We start from the raw sequence: 19,465 nt of genomic DNA, 5'->3' as shown, positions 1-19,465 counted from the left end.
AAATTTTATGAAAAACCTAAATCAGTAATTGATTTAGGTTTTTTTCTTTTATAAAAATGCGATATTTTTGACGTTTAATACCCGCTTAATGCAAAACGTTTCAGAAGCTGCTGCTTACACCTTACAATTCATAAATCAGACGCAAAAATCTATCTTTCTTACCGGTAAAGCGGGTACAGGAAAGACAACGCTTTTGCGCGAAATTATTGCCACAACTCATAAAAATACTGTAGTTGTTGCGCCAACTGGTATTGCAGCTTTAAATGCAGGTGGTGTTACGATTCATTCGATGTTTCAGCTGCCTTTTTCTGCTTTTATTCCGACTTATGAGGAGAGTTCTCAGTTCACAGAAACTGTAAAATTTGAAAATAAAGAATCGTTGCGAAGACATTTCAAAATGAACAATGTCAAGCGTAATGTGATCCGAAACATGGAACTGCTGATTATTGATGAAGTCAGTATGCTTCGTGCTGATTTACTGGATGCAATTGATTTTATGATGCAGACAGTTCGAAGAAATACGCGTGCTTTTGGCGGTGTTCAAGTGCTTTTTATTGGAGATTTATTGCAACTTCCGCCCGTAATTCGGGATGAAGAATGGCGTACGCTTCGAAATTATTATAAGGGAAAATTCTTTTTTCATTCACATGTAATTCAGCAGAATCCACCGATATATATTGAACTATCTAAGATTTATCGTCAGAGTGACGATGTTTTTATTTCGGTTTTGAATAATCTTAGAAACAATCAAATTACAAAAGAAGATATTGAGGTTTTAAATCAATATGTCAAACCCGATTTTGATTTAAAAATGAATCCGGGTTATATAACTTTAACCACACATAATGCAAAAGCTGATGCAATCAATGAACAGGCAATCAATGATTTGCCAGGAAATGAATTTTCGTATCAGCCATTTGTAGTTCACGATTTTCCAGAGAAAATTTTTCCGGTTGAAGAAAATTTGAAGTTGAAAGTTGGTGCTCAGGTGATGTTCGTAAAGAATGATTTATCTTTTGAAAAGCGATATTTCAACGGAAAAATGGGTGTGATAAAATCGCTTTCTTCAGAAGAAATCTTCGTTCATTTTCCAGAAGAAAATAAAACCATTGAAGTCGAAAAATATGAATGGAAAAACATTCGGTACAAAGTAAACGAGCTTACGAAAGAGATTGAAGAAGAGGTTTTAGGAACCTTTGCACATTATCCATTGAAGTTGGCTTGGGCAATTACGGTTCATAAAAGCCAAGGTTTGACTTTTGAGAAAGCAGCGCTTGATGTATCGCAAGTTTTTCTACCTGGACAAGCATATGTTGCACTTTCACGTTTAACGTCCTTAAATGGGCTTATTTTGCTTTCTTCGATGCAAATGAATGGTCTTTCGAACGATCAGGATGTTATGGATTATGCTTTAAACAAAGCAACTGAAGATGATTTGAAAAATTCATTGCATTTTGAAACCAAAAACTTTATTCATAACTATTTGATTAACAGTTTTAATTGGACAGATTTAGCGCAGGAATGGCGCAATCATCGTTTCAGTTATAATGAAAATGCAACAGGATCAGAAAAATCAAAGCATTCAGCGTGGGCGCACAAACGTATGGATACGATTGAAACATTGGCAGATCCTTCCCATAAATTTATTCAGCAACTCAATAAAATTTTCAGCAAAGAAACTGTCGATTTAGTTTTTGTGAAAGAAAGGGTAGAAGCGGCATATGATTACTTTTTTAAGCCGATGGATAAATTGGTTACAGATCTTTTGGGTAAAATTGCTGAAATTCAGAAATTTAAAAAAGTAAAGGAATTTTACGAAGAATTGTCTGTTTTGGACGATTTACAAATTAAAGCGGTTTTGCGTTTAATGAAAGCAAAATTACTTGTTGAAATTGTAGTTTCCCGTGAAACAATCAGCAAAGAAAGTCTGACTTCTCCGGCGATTAAGAATTATAAAACAGATAAAATTTCTAAAATCAGAGAAGAGTTTAAAATAGCGAATACAGAGATGTTTCAGGTTGATGAGCCTGTTACGCGTTATTCTTATAAAAAAGCGGATAAAACGGCTGAAAAAGCTGTAAAAAAGACAACCGTTGAAGAAACGTACGATCTGTGGATTGAGAAAAACTCTGTTGAAGATATCGCGCGCATCAGAAAACTGACAGTACAAACGGTCGAAACCCATTTGATAAAACTGATTCAGGCGAAAAAAGTTGATATTGTTGATGTACTTCCAAATGATAAAATTTTGGCGCTTCGTGATGCTTTTGAGTTTTATCAGGAAGAATCTTTGGCGCCATTAAAAGAAAAATATGGAGATGAATTTACCTGGGATGAACTTAAAATGTTCAAAGCCAGCATAAATTAATTTTGAATTTAAAGAATTGAAGCAAAAAACATTATGTAAAATAGAATTTAAAATAAAAGCAATTCTTAAAATTTACACCTAGAGAAGTGTTCCACGATAAACAAATTAGCGATGGCTTTAAGCCTCAATACGAACTAAATTTAATTTGATTATATTTGATTGTTTTTGTGATAGTTAGTTTTTAATTAAAAATATTTTTAAGATGAAAAGAAGCTATTTATTTTTAATTCTATCGATTCTAATCTGTAATTATGCATCTGCCCAAGAAGCAAGTTCAGAGTACCAGATATTTGCAAAGCGCTTTATTGAAAACATAAGAGACAACAAAAAAGAAGCATTGGCGGATCAGGTTGTTTACCCACTTAATAGGGAATATCCAATACCTGATATAATTGATAAAACAGATTTTATAAAGCGATATGATGAAGTTTTTGATGCTAATTTTAAAGATGTAATCATAAAATCGAATCCTGAAAAAAATTGGTTTGATATGGGTTTGCGAGGCATAATGCTTGATAAAGGAAGTATTTGGCTCGATGTAGACGGGCGTCTGACGGCAGTTAATTATTTGTCGAAGTTTGAAATTGACCTCAGAAAGAAACTTATTGCCGAGCAAAAAAAAGATTTAGATGCAAGTATTAATTATTTCCAGACTCCGATATGCATCTTAGAAACTGCTAAATTTATCATCAGAATTGATGATCTCGGTAAAAATAACTATCGTTTTGCATCGTGGTCAATTGGAAAAAAGATGAGTGAAAAGCCTGATATGATTCTTTATAAGGGCAAACTTATTGTCGAAGGTATTGGTGGCAATCATCAATATGAATTTGCAAATGATAAGTATACTTACGAATGTGCAATTATAATTTTGGGCGAAAAAAATTCGCCTCCGGCCAGATTTACGATATATCAGGGCAGCAAAAAAATACTTCTTCAAGATGCTAAAATTGTTTCACGATAAACAAAAAGCCTATTCAATTCGAATAGGCTTTTTGTTTATAGCATTGATATGACTTTTTCAAGGTCTTTTTGTTGTGTTATTTGCGTTAATTTTAGTTTTTGAACATTCACCTCGTTTTCTTTTGTTTTGATGCGCATTTTCTGCGTTTCTTCTTTAGAGATGGTTGTCGTGGTAATTTTATTTTCTAGTTTTTGATTTGTTGCCTGAAGCTTTTCGATTTTATTTGTTGTTGATTTCAAATTATTTTCAGATTTAACCAGATTTTTCTTTTTTTATTCAACTTCTTTATAATTTGCTTTTTAATTCAGTAATATTGAAATAGTATGAGGTTCAGTTTTTTCATCGTTTTTTCTAAATTTAGTGAAGAAGCTAAATTATAAAATGAACGAAATGCAGCGTATCGCTTGAGAGTTTTAAAACACTAGAATAAGCAAAAAAAAATCCGATTCAATTGAATCGGATTTTTAAGTTTTATAAGTTTTCGACTAATATCCAAGCATCTGGATTTTCGACTTTTTGTATTTCTTTTTGGGCTTTTGTAGCTTCGGCCATCGTGGCGTAACTTCCATATAAAACAGGGAATAGGCCGTGTTTATTTTCGCCAAGCATGCGAGCCTGATAACCATCTTTGATTAACTGATCGTAAGCTTTTTTAGCATTTGCTTCACTTCTAAATGCTCCGGCCATAATATGATATGGCATCAGTTTAGCTTCCGGAGATTCAACTTTTGCTGAGTCAACAGAAAGTGTAACCGCTGGCAATGGATTTTGAATAAAGAAAGTAGCCTCCTGAATCTTGTTTTCAACTTTTTTCTGAACAGCACTTTCAACCACTAAAGTTTTTGAATCAATTTGATTTTGATACAAAGGATATCCAATGCTTCCTGTAATACCAAGTCCTAAAATAAAAATGGCAGCATATTTTAAGAAAGGATTTGAAGATCTTGTTTCTTCATCTTCATAAAGAGCTATGGTTTCTTTTTGTGTAACTTCTTCTAATTTTCTTTCTAAAACTTCTTTCTTGATAAGAGGAGAAATAAACGGACTTAATCCAAAAGAACTTGCTAAATAATTGGTTTGGTCATTTGGTGTGAAAATGATGTTTTTTTCAGAATTCAAACGAATTTCACCGATGTTTTTTAAGTTAATCGTGCCATCTTCTTCGAGCGTTTTTTGCCAGCTTAAAACCTCAAATGCGATTGCACTTACGGCAAAACCATAAGATGTTTTTTCAGCATTTGCTATATGATTTGCAAGTAAACCATCATTGTTTTTTAAATGACTGTTGAAAGAAATCAATTTCTTAGGAGGATTAAACGAATTCGTGTTTTCATTCAGCTGTGCTGATTGAATTTCCGTTAAAAATGCACCAAATCCCGGAACCGTTACACACTGATAACGATACAATAACTGTCCTATGTAAGTTTCGATTTTCATAGTAACAAAGTTAGGGAACGAATATAGTTATCAAAATTTTATTCACAATTTTTATTAACAATTCTGATTTTTTTATAGACAATTGATTTTTAGATTTTTAATTAAAATCTTATTAAAATTTGTACTTTGGCTAATGCTTAATTTTTATATTTTATTAAGAAATTACGTTGTTTTAAGTCTAAAATTTATTTAATTTTTATTTCTATTTTACATAATATTTTTTAAACAATACCAAATTGCAAACATGTTTTATTTATTAGCCTCAATGAAGGTAGATGAAGTTAGTAATGGAAAAGATAAAAAAGTAAACTATTGATTTTCTTAAAACTAAAGTGGTTCCAGTTTTTGGACCATTTTACTAAATACCTATTTGTAGGTATTTTTTTTCTTTTATAATTACTATAGATTTGATTATTATTAACTTAAAAATCTAAAAACATGAAAGATTACGACGTTGTAGGTCTTATTTTAAAAGGAAAAAAAGCAGTTATAGCAGCAGTGTTGCCCGTAGCTACAAGAAATAATGTTTATTATATATATGATGTCTATAATATTTCGGATGGGCAAGAAAATAAAATTGTTATTCATTTTAAAGACCTAATAGGAAAAAAGTTATCTGCAAATGGCAATTATGAGTCATTTATAATTGATTTGAGTAAAGACAAATACTTGTCTATTAATTTTGCTAAAAAAATTAGAGCGGCTTTTCACCATGAAAACGGAGAGTTGACAAAAACACCTGAAGAAATATTTGATGCAGCATTCGACCCTATAGTTACTCCTGACACGACAGGAAAAGGAACAATTCGCGAAGGTGAGGAAGATGGTGAATAACCAATTACATATAACTTTTTGTTTTATGCTCACTTTACTTTGTACGGTGGGCATTTGCATGGGGCAAAAGAAAGTTTTGAGTTCCATCGAAAAATCCATTGAAAAAGGGAAGTCAAAGGAAGCATTGAAGGAACTTTCGCTGATAAATACCACTGCTTTTTTACCCGAAGATCTAGGATATTATTATTTTTTGAGAGCGAAAAGTTATAGTAAACAAAACAACGATGTAAAAGCCATTGAAAATTATCTAATGGCAAAAAGACAATATTTGAAAGCAGATATTGTCGAGAAAGCTATGGAAATAAATCTCAACATTGCTTCATTGTTAGTTAGTTACAAAGATAATACTCAAAAACATCAATTCTATCTCAAAGAATATATGGATTATGCCTTTTCCACAAAAGATAATTCTAAAATTCTCAAAGGTTATGTTCAATTAGCTTCTTTAAAAATAAACAACAAAGAAGCTCAGGAGAGTTTGTCTTACTTTAGAAAAGCAATAAGTTTAAACAAAAAAGTAAAGGACAAAAAGCTTGAGAGTAAGATATATAATAATCTGGCTGTACTTTTTAGCGATGTTTTATACAAACCAGATTCCAGTTTGTATTACCTGCGCAAAGATAATTTGCTTTTGCATCAGGAGAGAACACCAAATCCAAACTACATCTGTTATAACTTGATGAATCAGGCATCAAATTATTCTCAGCTTCGTCAGTACCAAAAGGCAATCGATTTATTACATCAGGCAGATAAAATTAAGCTGATTGAATATGTTAAAGTTAACAAGGAAAATATCAATAAATTTCTTTATTTGAATTACAAAGATGCCAATGATCTTAATAAAGCATTATATCACTTAGAAATTTCAAATAAATATCACGATTCTTTAAATACAGAGCAGCAAAATATTGCCATTAATAATTTTGATACCAAATACAAAACCAAGGAAAAAGAACTTGAAAATTTTCAGTTAAAAACAGACATTAAAATAAACAATGTAATTTTATATCTGATAGCAAGTGTTTTAATTATTGTTTTGTTAATTAGTGTTTTAGGATATAAAAACATCACTAAAAAGAAAAAAATAGCCGAACAAGAGAAACTAATTGAAATACAAAAAACCGAAAAATTACTCAGAGATCAAGAGTTAAATGATATTGATTTAATGCTTGAAAGTCAGGAAAAAGAACGTCAAAATATTGCCAACGAATTGCATGATGATTTGGGCAGCATTTTGGCTACTTTAAAATTAAATTTCCAAAATCTGAAGCGTCAAAGTGAAGTTGAAAACCAACTTGAAAATAAGCTTTACGACAAAACCGATGTATTACTTGAAGAGGCTTATCAAAAGGTTCGAAATATTGCACATCTCAAAAACCTGGGAGTTATAGGGAGTGAAGGATTATTGGTTGCAGTTAATAAAATGGCTGAGAAAATGAGTGTTTTAGAACATTTAACTATCAATGTTATTCCGTTTGAACTAACAGAAAGATTAGAAAACACTATAGAAGTTGCCTTATTTCGAATGATTCAGGAACTGTGTACTAACATTATAAAACATTCTGAGGCAACAGAAGTAAATATCTATCTAACACAAGGATCACCAAAGGAAATTAATGTCATTATTGAAGATAATGGCAAAGGATTCAATCCGAAAACGATTGTCGGGAAATCCGGTATAGGCCTTAAAAACATGGAGAAAAAAGTAGAACAGCTAGGCGGAACATTTACAATCGATTCAATTTTAACCAAAGGAACTTCCATCATTATAGATTTGCCATTATGATCACAATAATTATTTCCGAGGACCATCAGTCGCTTATAGATGGTATTAAACTTTCTTTAGAATTTGAAGAGGATATTACCGTTGTTGGTGAAGCCAATGATGGAGATGAATTAATACAATTGGTTCGAAATAAAAGACCACAGATTGTAATTACAGATATCCGAATGCCAAAATGTGACGGAATTAGTGCTACGAGAATTATTAAGCGTGAATTTCCTGAGATCAAGATTATTGCTTTTAGCATGTTTGATCAGTCCGAAGCTATTCAACAAATGAAAGAAGCCGGAGCCTCAGGATATATTATGAAAAACTCCCCACTTAAAAAATTAATCCAAGCGATTAGAGCCGTTGTAAGCAACGAAACTTTTTTTGACGATGCAATTGTCGTAAAAGACGAATTAACTAAAGAAAACATTCTTTTAAGCACTAGAGAGAAGGCGATTTTAAGACTTATTGGAGAAGGAAAAACATCCAACGAAATCGCTGAAGAACTTTTTATAAGTAAAAGCACCGTAGATACCCACCGTAAAAATATCCTCAAAAAGATGAACCTCTATGGGAAAACCGATTTAATACGTTTTGCTGTAGAACGGAAATACGATTTTTAAATTTCCCATAGAAGACTTAATGCAGATATAAATTAATTGAAATAAATTTTAACCAAAAAATCCCTATTTGTAGGGATTTTTTTTTGTCTCATAATTTAGAATTTTGGTTTAATAATCAACCAGTTAAAGTTATAGAAAATAAAAGTGGAGACTAGAAACCACTCAAATAAACGGGGCGAAACTGAAAAGCCAAACGAGTAGGTAACCTTAAATAAATAAACAAATGGAAAAATTTATTACTGAACAAATCAAAGAAAATTTCACAGTAAAAGTATTTGGAGAGCCATATTCGGTTCTTAATCTAAATTTAGAAAAAGAAAATTTACCATCACTAAAACAATTTGGTGATGGATTATCACTTGTAAAAGTTGCAGGTTTAAAAACATTTGGTTCTTGTATAAAATTAGAGAAGCCAAAGTTTCTTCTTCTGCCTGGGAAAGGGGAAAAGTCAGATGATTGTGGATTTGAAGATAGCTCTTCTATTTTAATGTGGAAAGTAGAAAAAGATTTTTCAACATTAGACCTGCAAATTAGTCCTATTTCAATTTCTGAAATTAGTAATGATAATGACAAAAGCTTTTCATTTTCTTTAAAACTAAAAGATTGTAGTTATTCGAAAGGTGTTTTTAAAGGAATAGTGCAAATAAAAGCTGAAATTTTTGGAATCAAAATAACTGAAAATATCCCTGTAAAAGTGACTATTGTGGAAGGTGGTAGTATTGAAGTTTTTAATAGTTATATTGGGGCACTTCAAGTTGTTATTGTTATAAATTTGGTAGCAGTTAATAAAGTCTGCGCGAGAGGAACAGCTTATTACGGAGTTTTCAGTGCAAATGACGAAGTGTGTGCAACATTTTAGAATAGATTAATTAATTGTGAAACTTTTGCTAGAAAAGCGGATTCAGTTATTTGAAATCCGTTTTTTTTTGTCTAATAAACAAAGTAATTATATAGATTATAATTTTTTAAAAAGATTAGTTTTCAATTTATTATGAATGTTTTGAAAGCTAAACACAATCATCATGAATATATTTTTGAAAGAATTTACTTATATTTTATATCTTTGCAACTTTTGAAATAAATGCAAGATTTGTTTTAAAACCGTATTTTTTCACCGCCATTTAATGTATTCAGTATCCATGTCAGATCAAGATTTATTTTATTTATTAGCCCTAATGAAAGTGGATGGAGTTGGAGATATTATGGCTAAAAAATTGTTGTCGAATTTTGGAAATGCTGAAGCTATTTTTAAAGCAAAATCAAAAGAAATAGCTGCAATTGATGGAATTGGTGCAGTTTTATTAAAAAACCTTAAAGATAAAACAGTATTCGAAAAAGCCGCAAAAGAATTAGAATTTATAAAATCTGATAATATAAATGTTTCCTGTTTTCAGGATGAAAATTATCCGGATAAACTTAAACATTGTATCGACGGTCCGGTGCTCATCTTTACTTCTGGTAATATAGATTTAAGGAACAAAAAGATTATAAGTATTGTTGGTACTCGTCAGATAACTTCTTATGGAACAGAATTTTGTCGAAAACTTATTGAAGATCTTGCGCCTTTGGACCCTGTTATTATAAGTGGTTTTGCCTATGGTGTCGATATCGTAGCACATCAATTGGCAATGGAAAATAATTTGCAAACAATAGGTGTTTTGGCACACGGATTAAATCAGATTTATCCACGAGCGCATAAAAAATACATGGCAAAAATGGAGGAAAATGGCGGGTTTATTACTGAATTTTGGAGTTCTTCAAGTCCTGACAAAGAAAAGTTTGTACGCCGAAATCGCATTGTTGCGGGAATGACCGAAGCTACAATTGTAATTGAATCGGCTGATAAAGGAGGATCTTTGATTACGGCTAATTTAGCAAATGATTATAATCGGGAAGTTTTTGCAGTTCCTGGACGTGTTACGGACCGATATAGCCAAGGCTGTAATAATCTTATTAAAACGCAAAAAGCAAATGTTTTAACCAGCGCCGCCGATTTGATTTATGTACTAAATTGGGATCTTGAAAATAAACCCAAAACAATTCAAAGACAGCTTTTTGTGGAGTTAAATCCTGATGAAGAATGCATCTATAATTTCTTGGTTAAAAATGGAAAAGAATTATTAGATATTATTGCTTTACAGTGTAATTTTCCAATTTTTAAAATATCTGGAATTCTCTTAAACATGGAGCTTAAAGGCCTAATCAGACCTTTGCCTGGCAAAATGTTCGAAGCAATTTAAGTGTTTTTTTAACACAGAAACTTGGATTAAATGATATAAAGAATATATTTGTTTAACCAAAAAACTAAAGTTAAAATGAACATAATTGAATTATTTGAAAATGCTGGAATTTATAAAGCAAACATACAATCTTTCAGCGCTGAAGATATTGATAAAGCTAGAAGACAGTTTGAAATTGAGCGATCTGGAAATACAAATGTGCAGCCTGATTTAGGTAGCAATTTGGTTTTAGCAATTGAGAATTATGCCAATCAACTGCTGTTTATTAGCAATAACCGAATATTATACAACTTCTTTTCAAAAAAGAATTATTCACGAAACCGATTTATTACAGATCACCCGATTTCCTCTAGTAAAGAAGATGTTAGAGTTTTTATAGATAAATTTTTGTCTAAAGATTTAGATGCAATTTTAGAATATTATATATCAAATAACAGATTTGATAATATTGATGATTTATTTGAAGTTAAGGAATATTTGCCTGAAAGTTCGCTTGATAAATTAAGCAATAAAGTATCGGAAAAATTAGATTATGCTATTCAAACTGTTAATGGAAATTTACAGCCATCTGCTATAAGTGAGACAGTTGAGTTTTTAAAATACCGAAGTTTTTATGTTTTGGTTTCTCATTTTAGATCTGCTGAAAAAGACGAAAAAATCAGAGCGGTTTATAACAAAGTGTACAATCTGCACAGTAATTCAGTTGTTAGACATGAATTGTTGAACCCAATGATTTCTTCTTTAGTAAACTATAATGCGGTTGATTCTGATCTGAATAATTTATTCAGAAAAAATAAAAATCAGCTTGACGCAGCACAGGAAAGAGTAAACAATGCAAGCAGTTCATCTGGTTTTTCAGGTTGGTCAATTGTCGTGATTATAATTGTAATTATTAGAGTGATTCTGCTAATAGCTAGACTTGGAAGAGCTTAATAAACAGAATATTAAATAAGAAAAAAAGCCTAATAGATTCAGTTTCTATTAGGCTTTTTAAATTTGTTTCTATTTTTCAAATCCCAAAACGTTGCGAACTTTTTCTAAAACGCCATCTGCAACTACCGAAGCTTTTGCCGCGCCTTTTTTAAGAAGTGCATCAACTTCTTCAAGATTGTTGATGTAATAATTATACTTTTCTCTTTCTGTTTTAAATTTTTCGGTAATCAATTCAAAAAGAGCTTGTTTTGCGTGACCATAACCGTAATTTCCACCTAAATAATTGGCTCTCATCTCGGCAATTTGAGTTTCATTTGCTAATAAAGAATAAATCGCAAAAGCGTTGCAGGTATCAGGATTTTTTGGTTCTTCAAGTGGCGTACTGTCTGTTTCAATGCTCATAACCTGTTTGCGCAAAACTTTATCATCAAGAAAAATATTGATAATGTTATTAGCAGATTTACTCATTTTTCCACCATTTGTTCCTGGAATCAACATGCTGTCTTCTTGAATTTTAGCTTCCGGAATTACAAAAGTTTCACCCATTTGATGATTAAAGCGCGACGCAACATCACGCGTAATTTCTAAATGTTGAAGCTGATCTTTTCCAACCGGAACAAATTCAGCATCATATAACAAAATATCGGCCGCCATCAACATCGGATAAGTAAATAATCCGGCGTTTACATCATCCAAACGATCTGATTTATCTTTGAAAGAATGTGCCAAAGTTAATCTTTGAAACGGAAAAAAACAGCTTAAATACCAAGTCAATTCAGCAGTTTGAGTTACGTCTGATTGTCTGTAAAAAGTAACTTTATCTGGATTTAGTCCGCATGCAAGCCAAGCTGCCGCTGTGCTATATGTATTTTCTCTTAATGTTTTGCCGTCTTTAATTTGTGTAATCGAATGTAAATCAGCGATAAACAAATAAGACTCATTTGCAGGATTATTCGATAATTCAATTGCCGGAATAATTGCTCCCAGTAAGTTTCCTAAATGCGGCGTTCCTGTACTCTGAACACCAGTAAGTATTTTTGCCATTATTTTTGTTTCTTAACCGCAAAGATTGCAAGTTTATTTTTTTAAACCGCAAAGTTCGCAAAGTTTTTTACAATCCCGATAATTATCGGGAGCAAAGTTTATCAAAGGTTTAGCTGTTTTTTAAATTTATGAAGCGGAAAAAACGAAATATTCAAAATTTCTAAAGATCTGGAAAACCAAATTCATTTCTGTTTTCTTACTTTTGAAGTTATGAAAATATTAAAAATTACTTTTTGGATTCTTTGGCGCATTTGGTTTTATGTTTTAATGGCCATTCCGATATTGATTATGTTGCCGTTTTTGCTGATTTCTATCATATCAGAACGTGGTTACCCCTATTTTTTTAAAATGGCCCGCATTTGGGCTAAATTTATCCTTTTCGGGATGGGTTTTTATTACAAAGTAAAGCGTGAGCAAAAGCTTATCAAACATACGAGCTATATGATTGTCGCAAATCATACTTCAATGACGGATATTATGCTGATGTTGGCGATTATTAAAAATCCTTTTGTTTTTGTGGGAAAGAAAGAGTTGGTTAAAATCCCGTTGTTTGGGTTTTTCTATAAAAGAACTTGCATTCTTGTGGACAGAAATTCTTCAAAAAGTAAAAATGAGGTTTTCAAAAGAGCTCAAAACAGGCTAAATCAAGGACTTAGTATTTGCATTTTCCCAGAAGGGGGCGTTCCAGATGATGAAAGTATTTTGTTGGATGAATTTAAAGATGGCGCTTTTCGACTAGCAATAGAGCATCAAATTCCAATTGTGCCGATTGTTTTTGCAGATAATAAAGAGCGTTTCTCGTATACTTTTTTAAGCGGAAGTCCTGGAAAAATGCGTGCAAAAATTCTTCCATTTGTTGAAACAAAAGGCGTAACAAGCGATCATCGAAAAGAACTCAGAGAGCAAGTCCGACAATTGATATTTGACGCATTAGTTGAATTTCAGAAAAAAATTTCGAAAAAAACGATTTTAAAAACAGAACCCGATAATCTTTAAGCATCAGGATTATCGGGTTTTCTTTTGAACTAAAATAACCCCTTATTTATATTCAAAATCTTATCTGTGAATTATTTTTTCAGAAATAAATCGCAATACCTTTTTAAACTTCAATTTGGTTTTTCTTCGGTTTTTATTGTACAACACTTCTATTTTCTCTTTCATAATTTAAAAACATTAAGGATTGATAATAAAGAGTTTGGTTAAAACTCAAGTTAACGTCACAATTTAATAGAGAGCAAAAAATGAAAAAGGTTGCGTGAGATATGAAATTTTTTCTCGTAAAAGGAATAAAAACCCGTCAGTACCAAACAAACCGACGGATTTTTATTAAAAACAAATCAACCAAATTCGTTCTAAAATTTTTTAAAAGGCATTTATGGCGATGCCAATTAAAATTTTATATCTATTTACTAGATGATATAATTTTGAAAAGGTTGCGTTGATTTTTGATTTTTTTTTAAAATAAAAAACCCAACAAGATTTTGTCTTGTTGGGTTATAATATAAAAACCTGCAATTTACAGATTTTGAAAGGTTTAAGCGTTTGCTAATTCTTTCATATGTTCTTTGATTTTAGCTTCTAATTCATCAGCTAATTCCGGATTATCTTTAATTAAAGATTTAACAGCATCACGTCCCTGACCTAATTTTGTATCGCCATAGCTAAACCAAGATCCCGCTTTTTTAACGATATCAAATTCAACAGCTAGATCAAGAATTTCTCCGGTTTTTGAAACTCCTTCTCCGTACATAATGTCGAATTCGGCAGTTTTAAATGGCGGAGCAACTTTGTTTTTAACAATTTTAACTTTAGTTCTGTTTCCGATAACATTCTCACCATCTTTAATTTGAGAAGAACGACGAATATCTAAACGTACAGAAGCATAGAATTTTAATGCGTTACCACCAGTTGTAGTTTCAGGATTTCCAAACATTACACCGATTTTCTCTCTCAGCTGGTTGATAAAGAAAACAGTACAATTTGTTTTGCTAATTGTTCCCGTTAATTTTCTTAAAGCCTGTGACATCAAACGTGCGTGAAGACCCATTTTTGAATCTCCCATTTCACCTTCAATTTCACTTTTTGGAGTCAAAGCAGCAACAGAGTCAATTACAACAATGTCTATAGCTCCAGAACGAATTAGGTTTTCAGCAATTTCTAAAGCTTGCTCCCCATTGTCTGGTTGAGAAATGATTAAATTTTCGATATCAACGCCTAATTTCTCAGCATAATTTCTATCAAAAGCATGTTCAGCATCTATAAAAGCAGCAATTCCTCCAGCTTTTTGAGCTTCGGCAATTGCATGTAAAGTTAATGTGGTCTTACCAGATGATTCCGGTCCGTAAATTTCAATGATTCTTCCTTTTGGGTATCCATTTACCCCAAGAGCTAAATCAACTCCAAGTGAGCCAGAAGAAATCGTTTCTACTTCCACAATGGCTCTGTCGCCCATTTTCATTACGGTTCCTTTTCCGTAAGTTTTGTCAAGTTTATCAAGTGTTAATTGTAACGCTTTTAATTTGGCTTCTTTGTCTGAACTCATATCTTTTTAAATTATCTTAATTGTTATTTTTTTTGCATTTAAAACACAAATTAAAAGTAAGAAATAACTTTCGTATTGTTATTTACCTAACTTGTAAATTGCAAAATTACTTCTTTTTTTTGGAGTTTGGTTGTCACAAATTGTTACAAATTGCTACAATTTTACTCTATAAATAATGCCTTTAATTCTGTCGCATCAGAAGGTTTCATTTTACCTGCAAGCACTAAACTCAACTGTTTACGGCGTAAAGCAGCATCAAAACGTTGAATTTCAAGTTCGGTTTCCGGAACAATTGCAGGAACTTCAACAGGTCTTCCGGTGTCATCAACAGCAACAAAAGTGTAAATTGCTTCATTGGCTTTTGTTCTGCTTCCAGATTCGCGGTCTTCTACCCAAACGTCAATGTAAACTTCCATTGAACTTTTGAAAGATCTTGAAACTTTTGCTTCAACAGTAACAACACTTCCTAGTGAAATTGCTCTGTTGAATGCTACGTGATTTACAGAAGCCGTAACTACAATTCGGCGAGAATGTCTGCGCGCGGCAATACTTGCTGCACGGTCCATTCGGGCTAATAATTCGCCGCCAAAAAGATTGTTTAAAGGATTTGTTTCGCTCGGTAAAACTAAATCTGTTAAAATAGTTATGGATTCTGAAGGGTGTTTTGGATTCATTTTTTTATTGTAAAAATTATAAATAAAAAGCTGATTAATTCAGCCAGTAAACCGCCATTACAGCTGGGATAAAATAGATTACTATGGTTCTCGCGCCATCGTAATCTTTTGCTAATCTTTGTCCGAAAAGCATCATTAGTAAACTGATGCAAGAAAAAATTGCACCATAAAAACCAAATTCTCTGCCACTGTTTAATAAGAGCTGAATTGCTCCAACAACAGATAAAATTCCAGAAATTAATTCTAAAATTAAAAGATGCAATAATGCAAGCGGCACTTGATTTTTTAACGGCGTGTTGGCAAAATGACCTTTTAGCCATTCAACATTATCTTTCCAATAAAATATTTTTTCATATCCTGATTGTAAGAATGTTAAAGCTAAAAAAGCCAGAAGTAAGATAGAGGCAGGATTATTCATTTTGAAACTATTTTTTATGAATTAAACGAGTAAGTTTGATTGATAAATCGGTTAAAATTATTTTTGCATTTCCGTTTCTTTCAATGTGATACATCGCATCTGAAAGTTCTTTGAAAATTTCATGAATATTATTTCCGTTGACAAAAGGTGCAAAATTTTCGAGTTTGAATTTGTCCACTTTCGGTTCAATGTAAACCAAACTTGGCGCTTGATAATTAAGCATTAGTGCCTGACGAAACATTTCGATACAAAACTGAATGAATTTTTTTTGGCTTTCGCGTCCAAGTCCAGCAATTTCTTCACTCCAGGAAATCAAATCCTGAATTGCTGCAGCATTTCCTTTGGCTCGAAATGCGGCACGAACCCAATTTACAAACCATTGTTCGAATGGATATTCAGAATCATCTTCTTTCAATAAATGCATCGCTTTATTAAAATTTCCCTGAGCCTGATGCGCAATTTTTTTAGCTAAATTTTGATCGATATTTTCTCGGGAAACTAAAGCATCGGCGATTACTTTTTCCGGAAGACCATTAAAGTGAATTACCTGACAACGAGAGCGAATGGTTTGAATAATATCTTCTTCATTTTCAGAAATCAGAATAAAAATGGTTTTATCTGAAGGTTCTTCAAGAAGTTTCAAAAGTTTGTTGGATGCTGCGATATTCATTTTATCGGCCATCCAGATAATCATGATTTTATAGCCGCCTTCGTAGGATTTCAGCGAAAGCGATTTTAAAACTTCCTGAGCATCTTCAACCCTGATTTCTCCTTGTTTGTTTTGAACGCCGAGGATTTTATACCAGTCAAATAATCCTCCGTAAGGCATTTCCTGAATAAAAGTTCTCCAATCCTGAATAAAGTCTAAACTTTTCGGTTTGGTTTTGACATCTTCGGTGGTAACAGTTGGGTAAATAAAATGCAAATCTGGATGCGAGATGTTTTGAAATTTTAAATTACAGGACTCGTTTCCGTTTTCATTTTCATTGCCTGTATTGTTGCACAAAATGTATTGCGCATAGGCTATAGCAGTTGATAATGTGCCACTTCCTTCGGGCCCAATAAATAATTGTGCATGCGGAATTCGTCCTGAAGATGCACTTTTTATCAAGTGACTTTTGATATAATCCTGACCTAAAATTTGAGAAAATTGCATGAAGCAAAGATAGAAGAAAATGGTGGAGTCAAAAACTTTAGATTAAAAGATTATGGGTTGTCTTAAAATTGAAAAATTTGAGAAATTTTTTTTGAAAAAAAAGGGTAATGTATAAGCTTAATTTTGTTAATAAATTACTTCACGCGAGTAGATATGAAGACTTTTTTGTTAATATTTTTTTGCCAAAAACGATAAACGTAAGGAAATTTTAGCTATTTAATGTTAAAATCAACCACTTTTTTATAGGTAATGTCTTACGGTTTTGGTTTTAACAAATTTAACAAAACCCTCGTTAAAACGCAGATTTTCTCGACATACGACTGTTTTTTAAGTTTTTTTTAAGGATTTTTTTTGAAAAAAGAAATCAATAAAGTTGCAATTTAAGTTAAATTATATATTTTTGTTTGCATCAACAACCATTTATAAATAGAATCTATGAAAGGGAAAATTATTTTATTAAGTACACTTTTTTTCTTGACAACTGCAGCTGTTTCAGCGCAGGCAAAAAATGCTCCAAGAAGTATCATTAGTACAACAGCTCTTATCAGAAAATACCATGATCAAAAAGAATTGAGTGGTATGCAAAAAGGAGAACTTTTGGAATTATACATTGAGCGTATTAAAGTTTTAGTGAAAACTCTCCCTTACATTGCTTTGGTTACTAAACCAGGTGTTACTATGGCCGACTTAGGTATTCCGGACGATAGTGAACACAAAAAAGTATTAGACAACCAAGCGGTTGGTACTACAACTTTCCTGGATACTACGGTAGACTTCCAAAGAAAAATGATGCCTTATTCAGATAAAGGAAACTTGATCGCGGCAATTTTATTTTACGAAAGCACATTGAAATCATTACACGAGTTCAACGATTTGAACGAAATGTAATTAATAAAATATTTTTAAAACCTTTTTTGACTTGTTTACGTAGATGATTTAGATTTTCGAAAAACATTTTAAAAGAGCGATAAAAAATAACTCGTTCTCGATGTGTTCTGATTATTTCGGAAAAATCGAGATGAGTTTTTTCATTTACGCATACCCAAATTTATTATTAACCCTAATACCCCCTTATCATGAAAAAAATTACTCAAATGATCTGCGTTCTTTTGACAGTTACTAGTATGAGTGCTCAGCAAGAGAAAGGAATTATGGGCTACAACAATTGGTTAAATAACTGGACCGAATTTAAGCCTAACAAAGTAGAGTATGGAGAAGCAAACCAAATTTTAGCAGGAAATATTTCTGTTAACACTAAATTGCTGAAAAGGAATGTTTATGTTTTGCAAGGCAACGTTTATGTTACAAACAATGCAGTATTAACAATCGAGCCAGGAACTTTAATTATTGGTGATTTCGAAACTAAAGGAACATTGGTAGTTACAAAAGGTGCACAACTTGTTGCAGATGGTTTAGAGACTGATCCAATCGTATTTACTTCAAACCGCAGCCAGAAAAAAGCTGGAGACTGGGGTGGAGTTGTACTTCTTGGCGATGCTCCAATCAACAAATTTGGAGGTGTTGGTTCTTACAACTTAGATCTTGATCCTACGCTTACTTCTTATGGTGGTGACAACGTAAACGGAAATTCAGGTATCTTGAGATTTGTTAGAATCGAATTTGCTGGAAAAAAAGTTAAAGGTGCAGATACTTTCAATGGTTTAACTGTTGCTGGTGTTGGTGCTAAAACGATACTAGAAAATGTAATGGTAAGCTACTCTGGAGGTGATTCATTTGCTTTCTTTGGAGGAGATTTAAATGCTACTAAACTAGTTTCTTATAAATCAATCAACGACGATTATAAATTTACTCAAGGTGTTCAATGCCGTTTATTTAACTCATTGGCAGTTAGATCATCTTACTTATCAAGTAACAAAGACGGATCTCGTTGTATGGAGGTAAAAACTTTCGAAAAGAAAAGCGAAACAGATTTTACTAAAAAACAAACACTTGTTGTTGCAACAAATATTACAATGTTAAATGATAGTGATAACATTAAAGCTGATATTCAGGCAGGTTTAGTAAAAGAGGCAGTTTATGTTGCTGAAACTGCTTCTCTTGAAATGAAGCGTAGTGTAATCTCTGGATTTAACCCGGCCGTTCTATTGGACAGCAAAACTGAGATTAATGATGCCAACCTTAAAAAAATCAAAATTGAAGAAATGTACCTTAACCTATGTAGTGGAAACATCTTTACAGAGTACAATTCTAACAATGAAGATTTAGAGGGCTGGTATGGAAACCCTGTGTTCTTTAACGTGATGTCACAAAGTGATAACAAAGAAACTTTCATTGATATTTACAATGCTAAGAAACCAGATTTCAGATTGCAATTAGGAAAAATTACAGCATCTAGCGGAAAATAGATAAGTTTCGATTTTTATTTCAAGAGCGTAAATTTTATTAATTAAGTCCCCAGACACAATTTATGTCAGTCTCGTGACCAAATAAAGATCAGAAC

At 32.2% G+C, this 19,465-nt stretch carries 18 protein-coding genes; 11 read left to right on the top strand and 7 right to left on the bottom strand.

Features of this window, described 5'->3' with window-relative positions; translation table 11 throughout:
- The first annotated feature begins 88 nt into the window (after positions 1-88).
- A complete protein-coding gene (locus FN795_RS06255; RefSeq protein ID WP_142449869.1) occupies positions 89-2,368 on the top strand; it encodes a helix-turn-helix domain-containing protein in 2,280 nt (759 codons plus the stop codon).
- Between the two features lie 202 nt (positions 2,369-2,570).
- Positions 2,571-3,332: a hypothetical protein gene (locus tag FN795_RS06250; RefSeq protein WP_142449868.1), complete on the top strand. Its 762-nt coding sequence runs from the start codon at positions 2,571-2,573 to the stop codon at positions 3,330-3,332.
- A gap of 35 nt (positions 3,333-3,367) precedes the next feature.
- Here FN795_RS06250 and FN795_RS06245 read toward each other — a convergent pair whose 3' ends face one another.
- Both FN795_RS06245 and FN795_RS06240 read right to left on the bottom strand, forming a co-directional pair.
- Entirely contained in the window at positions 3,368-3,571 is a 204-nt protein-coding gene (locus FN795_RS06245) for a hypothetical protein (protein ID WP_142449867.1), read from the bottom strand.
- Positions 3,572-3,803: 232 nt separating this feature from the next.
- On the bottom strand, positions 3,804-4,769 hold the full coding sequence (locus tag FN795_RS06240) for an HU domain-containing protein (RefSeq protein WP_142449866.1): 966 nt from the start codon (positions 4,767-4,769) through the stop codon (positions 3,804-3,806).
- A gap of 438 nt (positions 4,770-5,207) precedes the next feature.
- On the opposite strand from FN795_RS06240, the gene FN795_RS06235 reads away from it, so the two are divergent.
- The 6 genes from FN795_RS06235 (at position 5,208) to FN795_RS06210 (ending at position 11,170) form a co-directional block, all read left to right on the top strand.
- Positions 5,208-5,603, top strand: coding sequence for a hypothetical protein (locus FN795_RS06235; RefSeq protein ID WP_142449865.1), 396 nt, complete (start codon positions 5,208-5,210; stop codon positions 5,601-5,603).
- A gap of 25 nt (positions 5,604-5,628) precedes the next feature.
- Positions 5,629-7,389, top strand: coding sequence for a tetratricopeptide repeat-containing sensor histidine kinase (locus tag FN795_RS06230; protein WP_167498062.1), 1,761 nt, complete (start codon positions 5,629-5,631; stop codon positions 7,387-7,389).
- The gene (locus tag FN795_RS06225; protein ID WP_142449863.1) at positions 7,386-7,997 is read left to right on the top strand and encodes a response regulator transcription factor; all 612 of its coding nucleotides are present in this window, start codon (positions 7,386-7,388) and stop codon (positions 7,995-7,997) included. Before FN795_RS06230 ends, FN795_RS06225 begins: the two co-directional genes overlap by 4 nt.
- A gap of 223 nt (positions 7,998-8,220) precedes the next feature.
- A complete protein-coding gene (locus FN795_RS06220; RefSeq protein WP_142449862.1) occupies positions 8,221-8,856 on the top strand; it encodes a hypothetical protein in 636 nt (211 codons plus the stop codon).
- 280 nt (positions 8,857-9,136) lie between these two features.
- Positions 9,137-10,237, top strand: coding sequence for a DNA-processing protein DprA (dprA, locus tag FN795_RS06215; protein WP_142449861.1), 1,101 nt, complete (start codon positions 9,137-9,139; stop codon positions 10,235-10,237).
- Positions 10,238-10,312: 75 nt separating this feature from the next.
- Positions 10,313-11,170, top strand: a complete 858-nt coding sequence (locus FN795_RS06210; RefSeq protein ID WP_142449860.1) for a hypothetical protein — start codon at positions 10,313-10,315, stop codon at positions 11,168-11,170.
- A gap of 69 nt (positions 11,171-11,239) precedes the next feature.
- Here FN795_RS06210 and trpS read toward each other — a convergent pair whose 3' ends face one another.
- Positions 11,240-12,214: a tryptophan--tRNA ligase gene (gene trpS, locus FN795_RS06205; protein WP_142449859.1), complete on the bottom strand. Its 975-nt coding sequence runs from the start codon at positions 12,212-12,214 to the stop codon at positions 11,240-11,242.
- Between the two features lie 210 nt (positions 12,215-12,424).
- Here trpS and FN795_RS06200 point away from each other — a divergent pair, with 210 nt between their 5' ends.
- Positions 12,425-13,210: a lysophospholipid acyltransferase family protein gene (locus FN795_RS06200; RefSeq protein ID WP_142449858.1), complete on the top strand. Its 786-nt coding sequence runs from the start codon at positions 12,425-12,427 to the stop codon at positions 13,208-13,210.
- Positions 13,211-13,748: 538 nt separating this feature from the next.
- Here FN795_RS06200 and recA read toward each other — a convergent pair.
- From recA to FN795_RS06180, 4 genes are all read right to left on the bottom strand, one after another.
- On the bottom strand, positions 13,749-14,756 hold the full coding sequence (recA, locus tag FN795_RS06195) for a recombinase RecA (RefSeq protein WP_142449857.1): 1,008 nt from the start codon (positions 14,754-14,756) through the stop codon (positions 13,749-13,751).
- A 161-nt stretch (positions 14,757-14,917) separates the two neighbouring features.
- Positions 14,918-15,430, bottom strand: coding sequence for an acyl-CoA thioesterase (locus FN795_RS06190; protein ID WP_142449856.1), 513 nt, complete (start codon positions 15,428-15,430; stop codon positions 14,918-14,920).
- Between the two features lie 34 nt (positions 15,431-15,464).
- Entirely contained in the window at positions 15,465-15,848 is a 384-nt protein-coding gene (locus FN795_RS06185) for a DoxX family protein (protein ID WP_142449855.1), read from the bottom strand.
- 7 nt (positions 15,849-15,855) lie between these two features.
- Positions 15,856-17,004, bottom strand: a complete 1,149-nt coding sequence (locus FN795_RS06180; protein ID WP_142449854.1) for a DNA polymerase III subunit — start codon at positions 17,002-17,004, stop codon at positions 15,856-15,858.
- Positions 17,005-17,439: 435 nt separating this feature from the next.
- Between FN795_RS06180 and FN795_RS06175 the strand changes: the two genes are divergently transcribed.
- Positions 17,440-17,892 (top strand): hypothetical protein, encoded by a 453-nt coding sequence (locus FN795_RS06175; RefSeq protein ID WP_026727351.1) that lies wholly within the window; start codon positions 17,440-17,442, stop codon positions 17,890-17,892.
- Positions 17,893-18,080: 188 nt separating this feature from the next.
- On the top strand, positions 18,081-19,370 hold the full coding sequence (locus tag FN795_RS06170; RefSeq protein ID WP_142449853.1) for a hypothetical protein: 1,290 nt from the start codon (positions 18,081-18,083) through the stop codon (positions 19,368-19,370).
- Positions 19,371-19,465 lie beyond the last annotated feature (95 nt).

The sequence above is a fragment of the Flavobacterium resistens genome (assembly GCF_900182645.1).
Lineage (GTDB): Bacteria > Bacteroidota > Bacteroidia > Flavobacteriales > Flavobacteriaceae > Flavobacterium > Flavobacterium resistens.
Note: the sequence above shows the minus strand (reverse complement) of the source record. Positions and strands in the feature narration are given on the sequence as shown.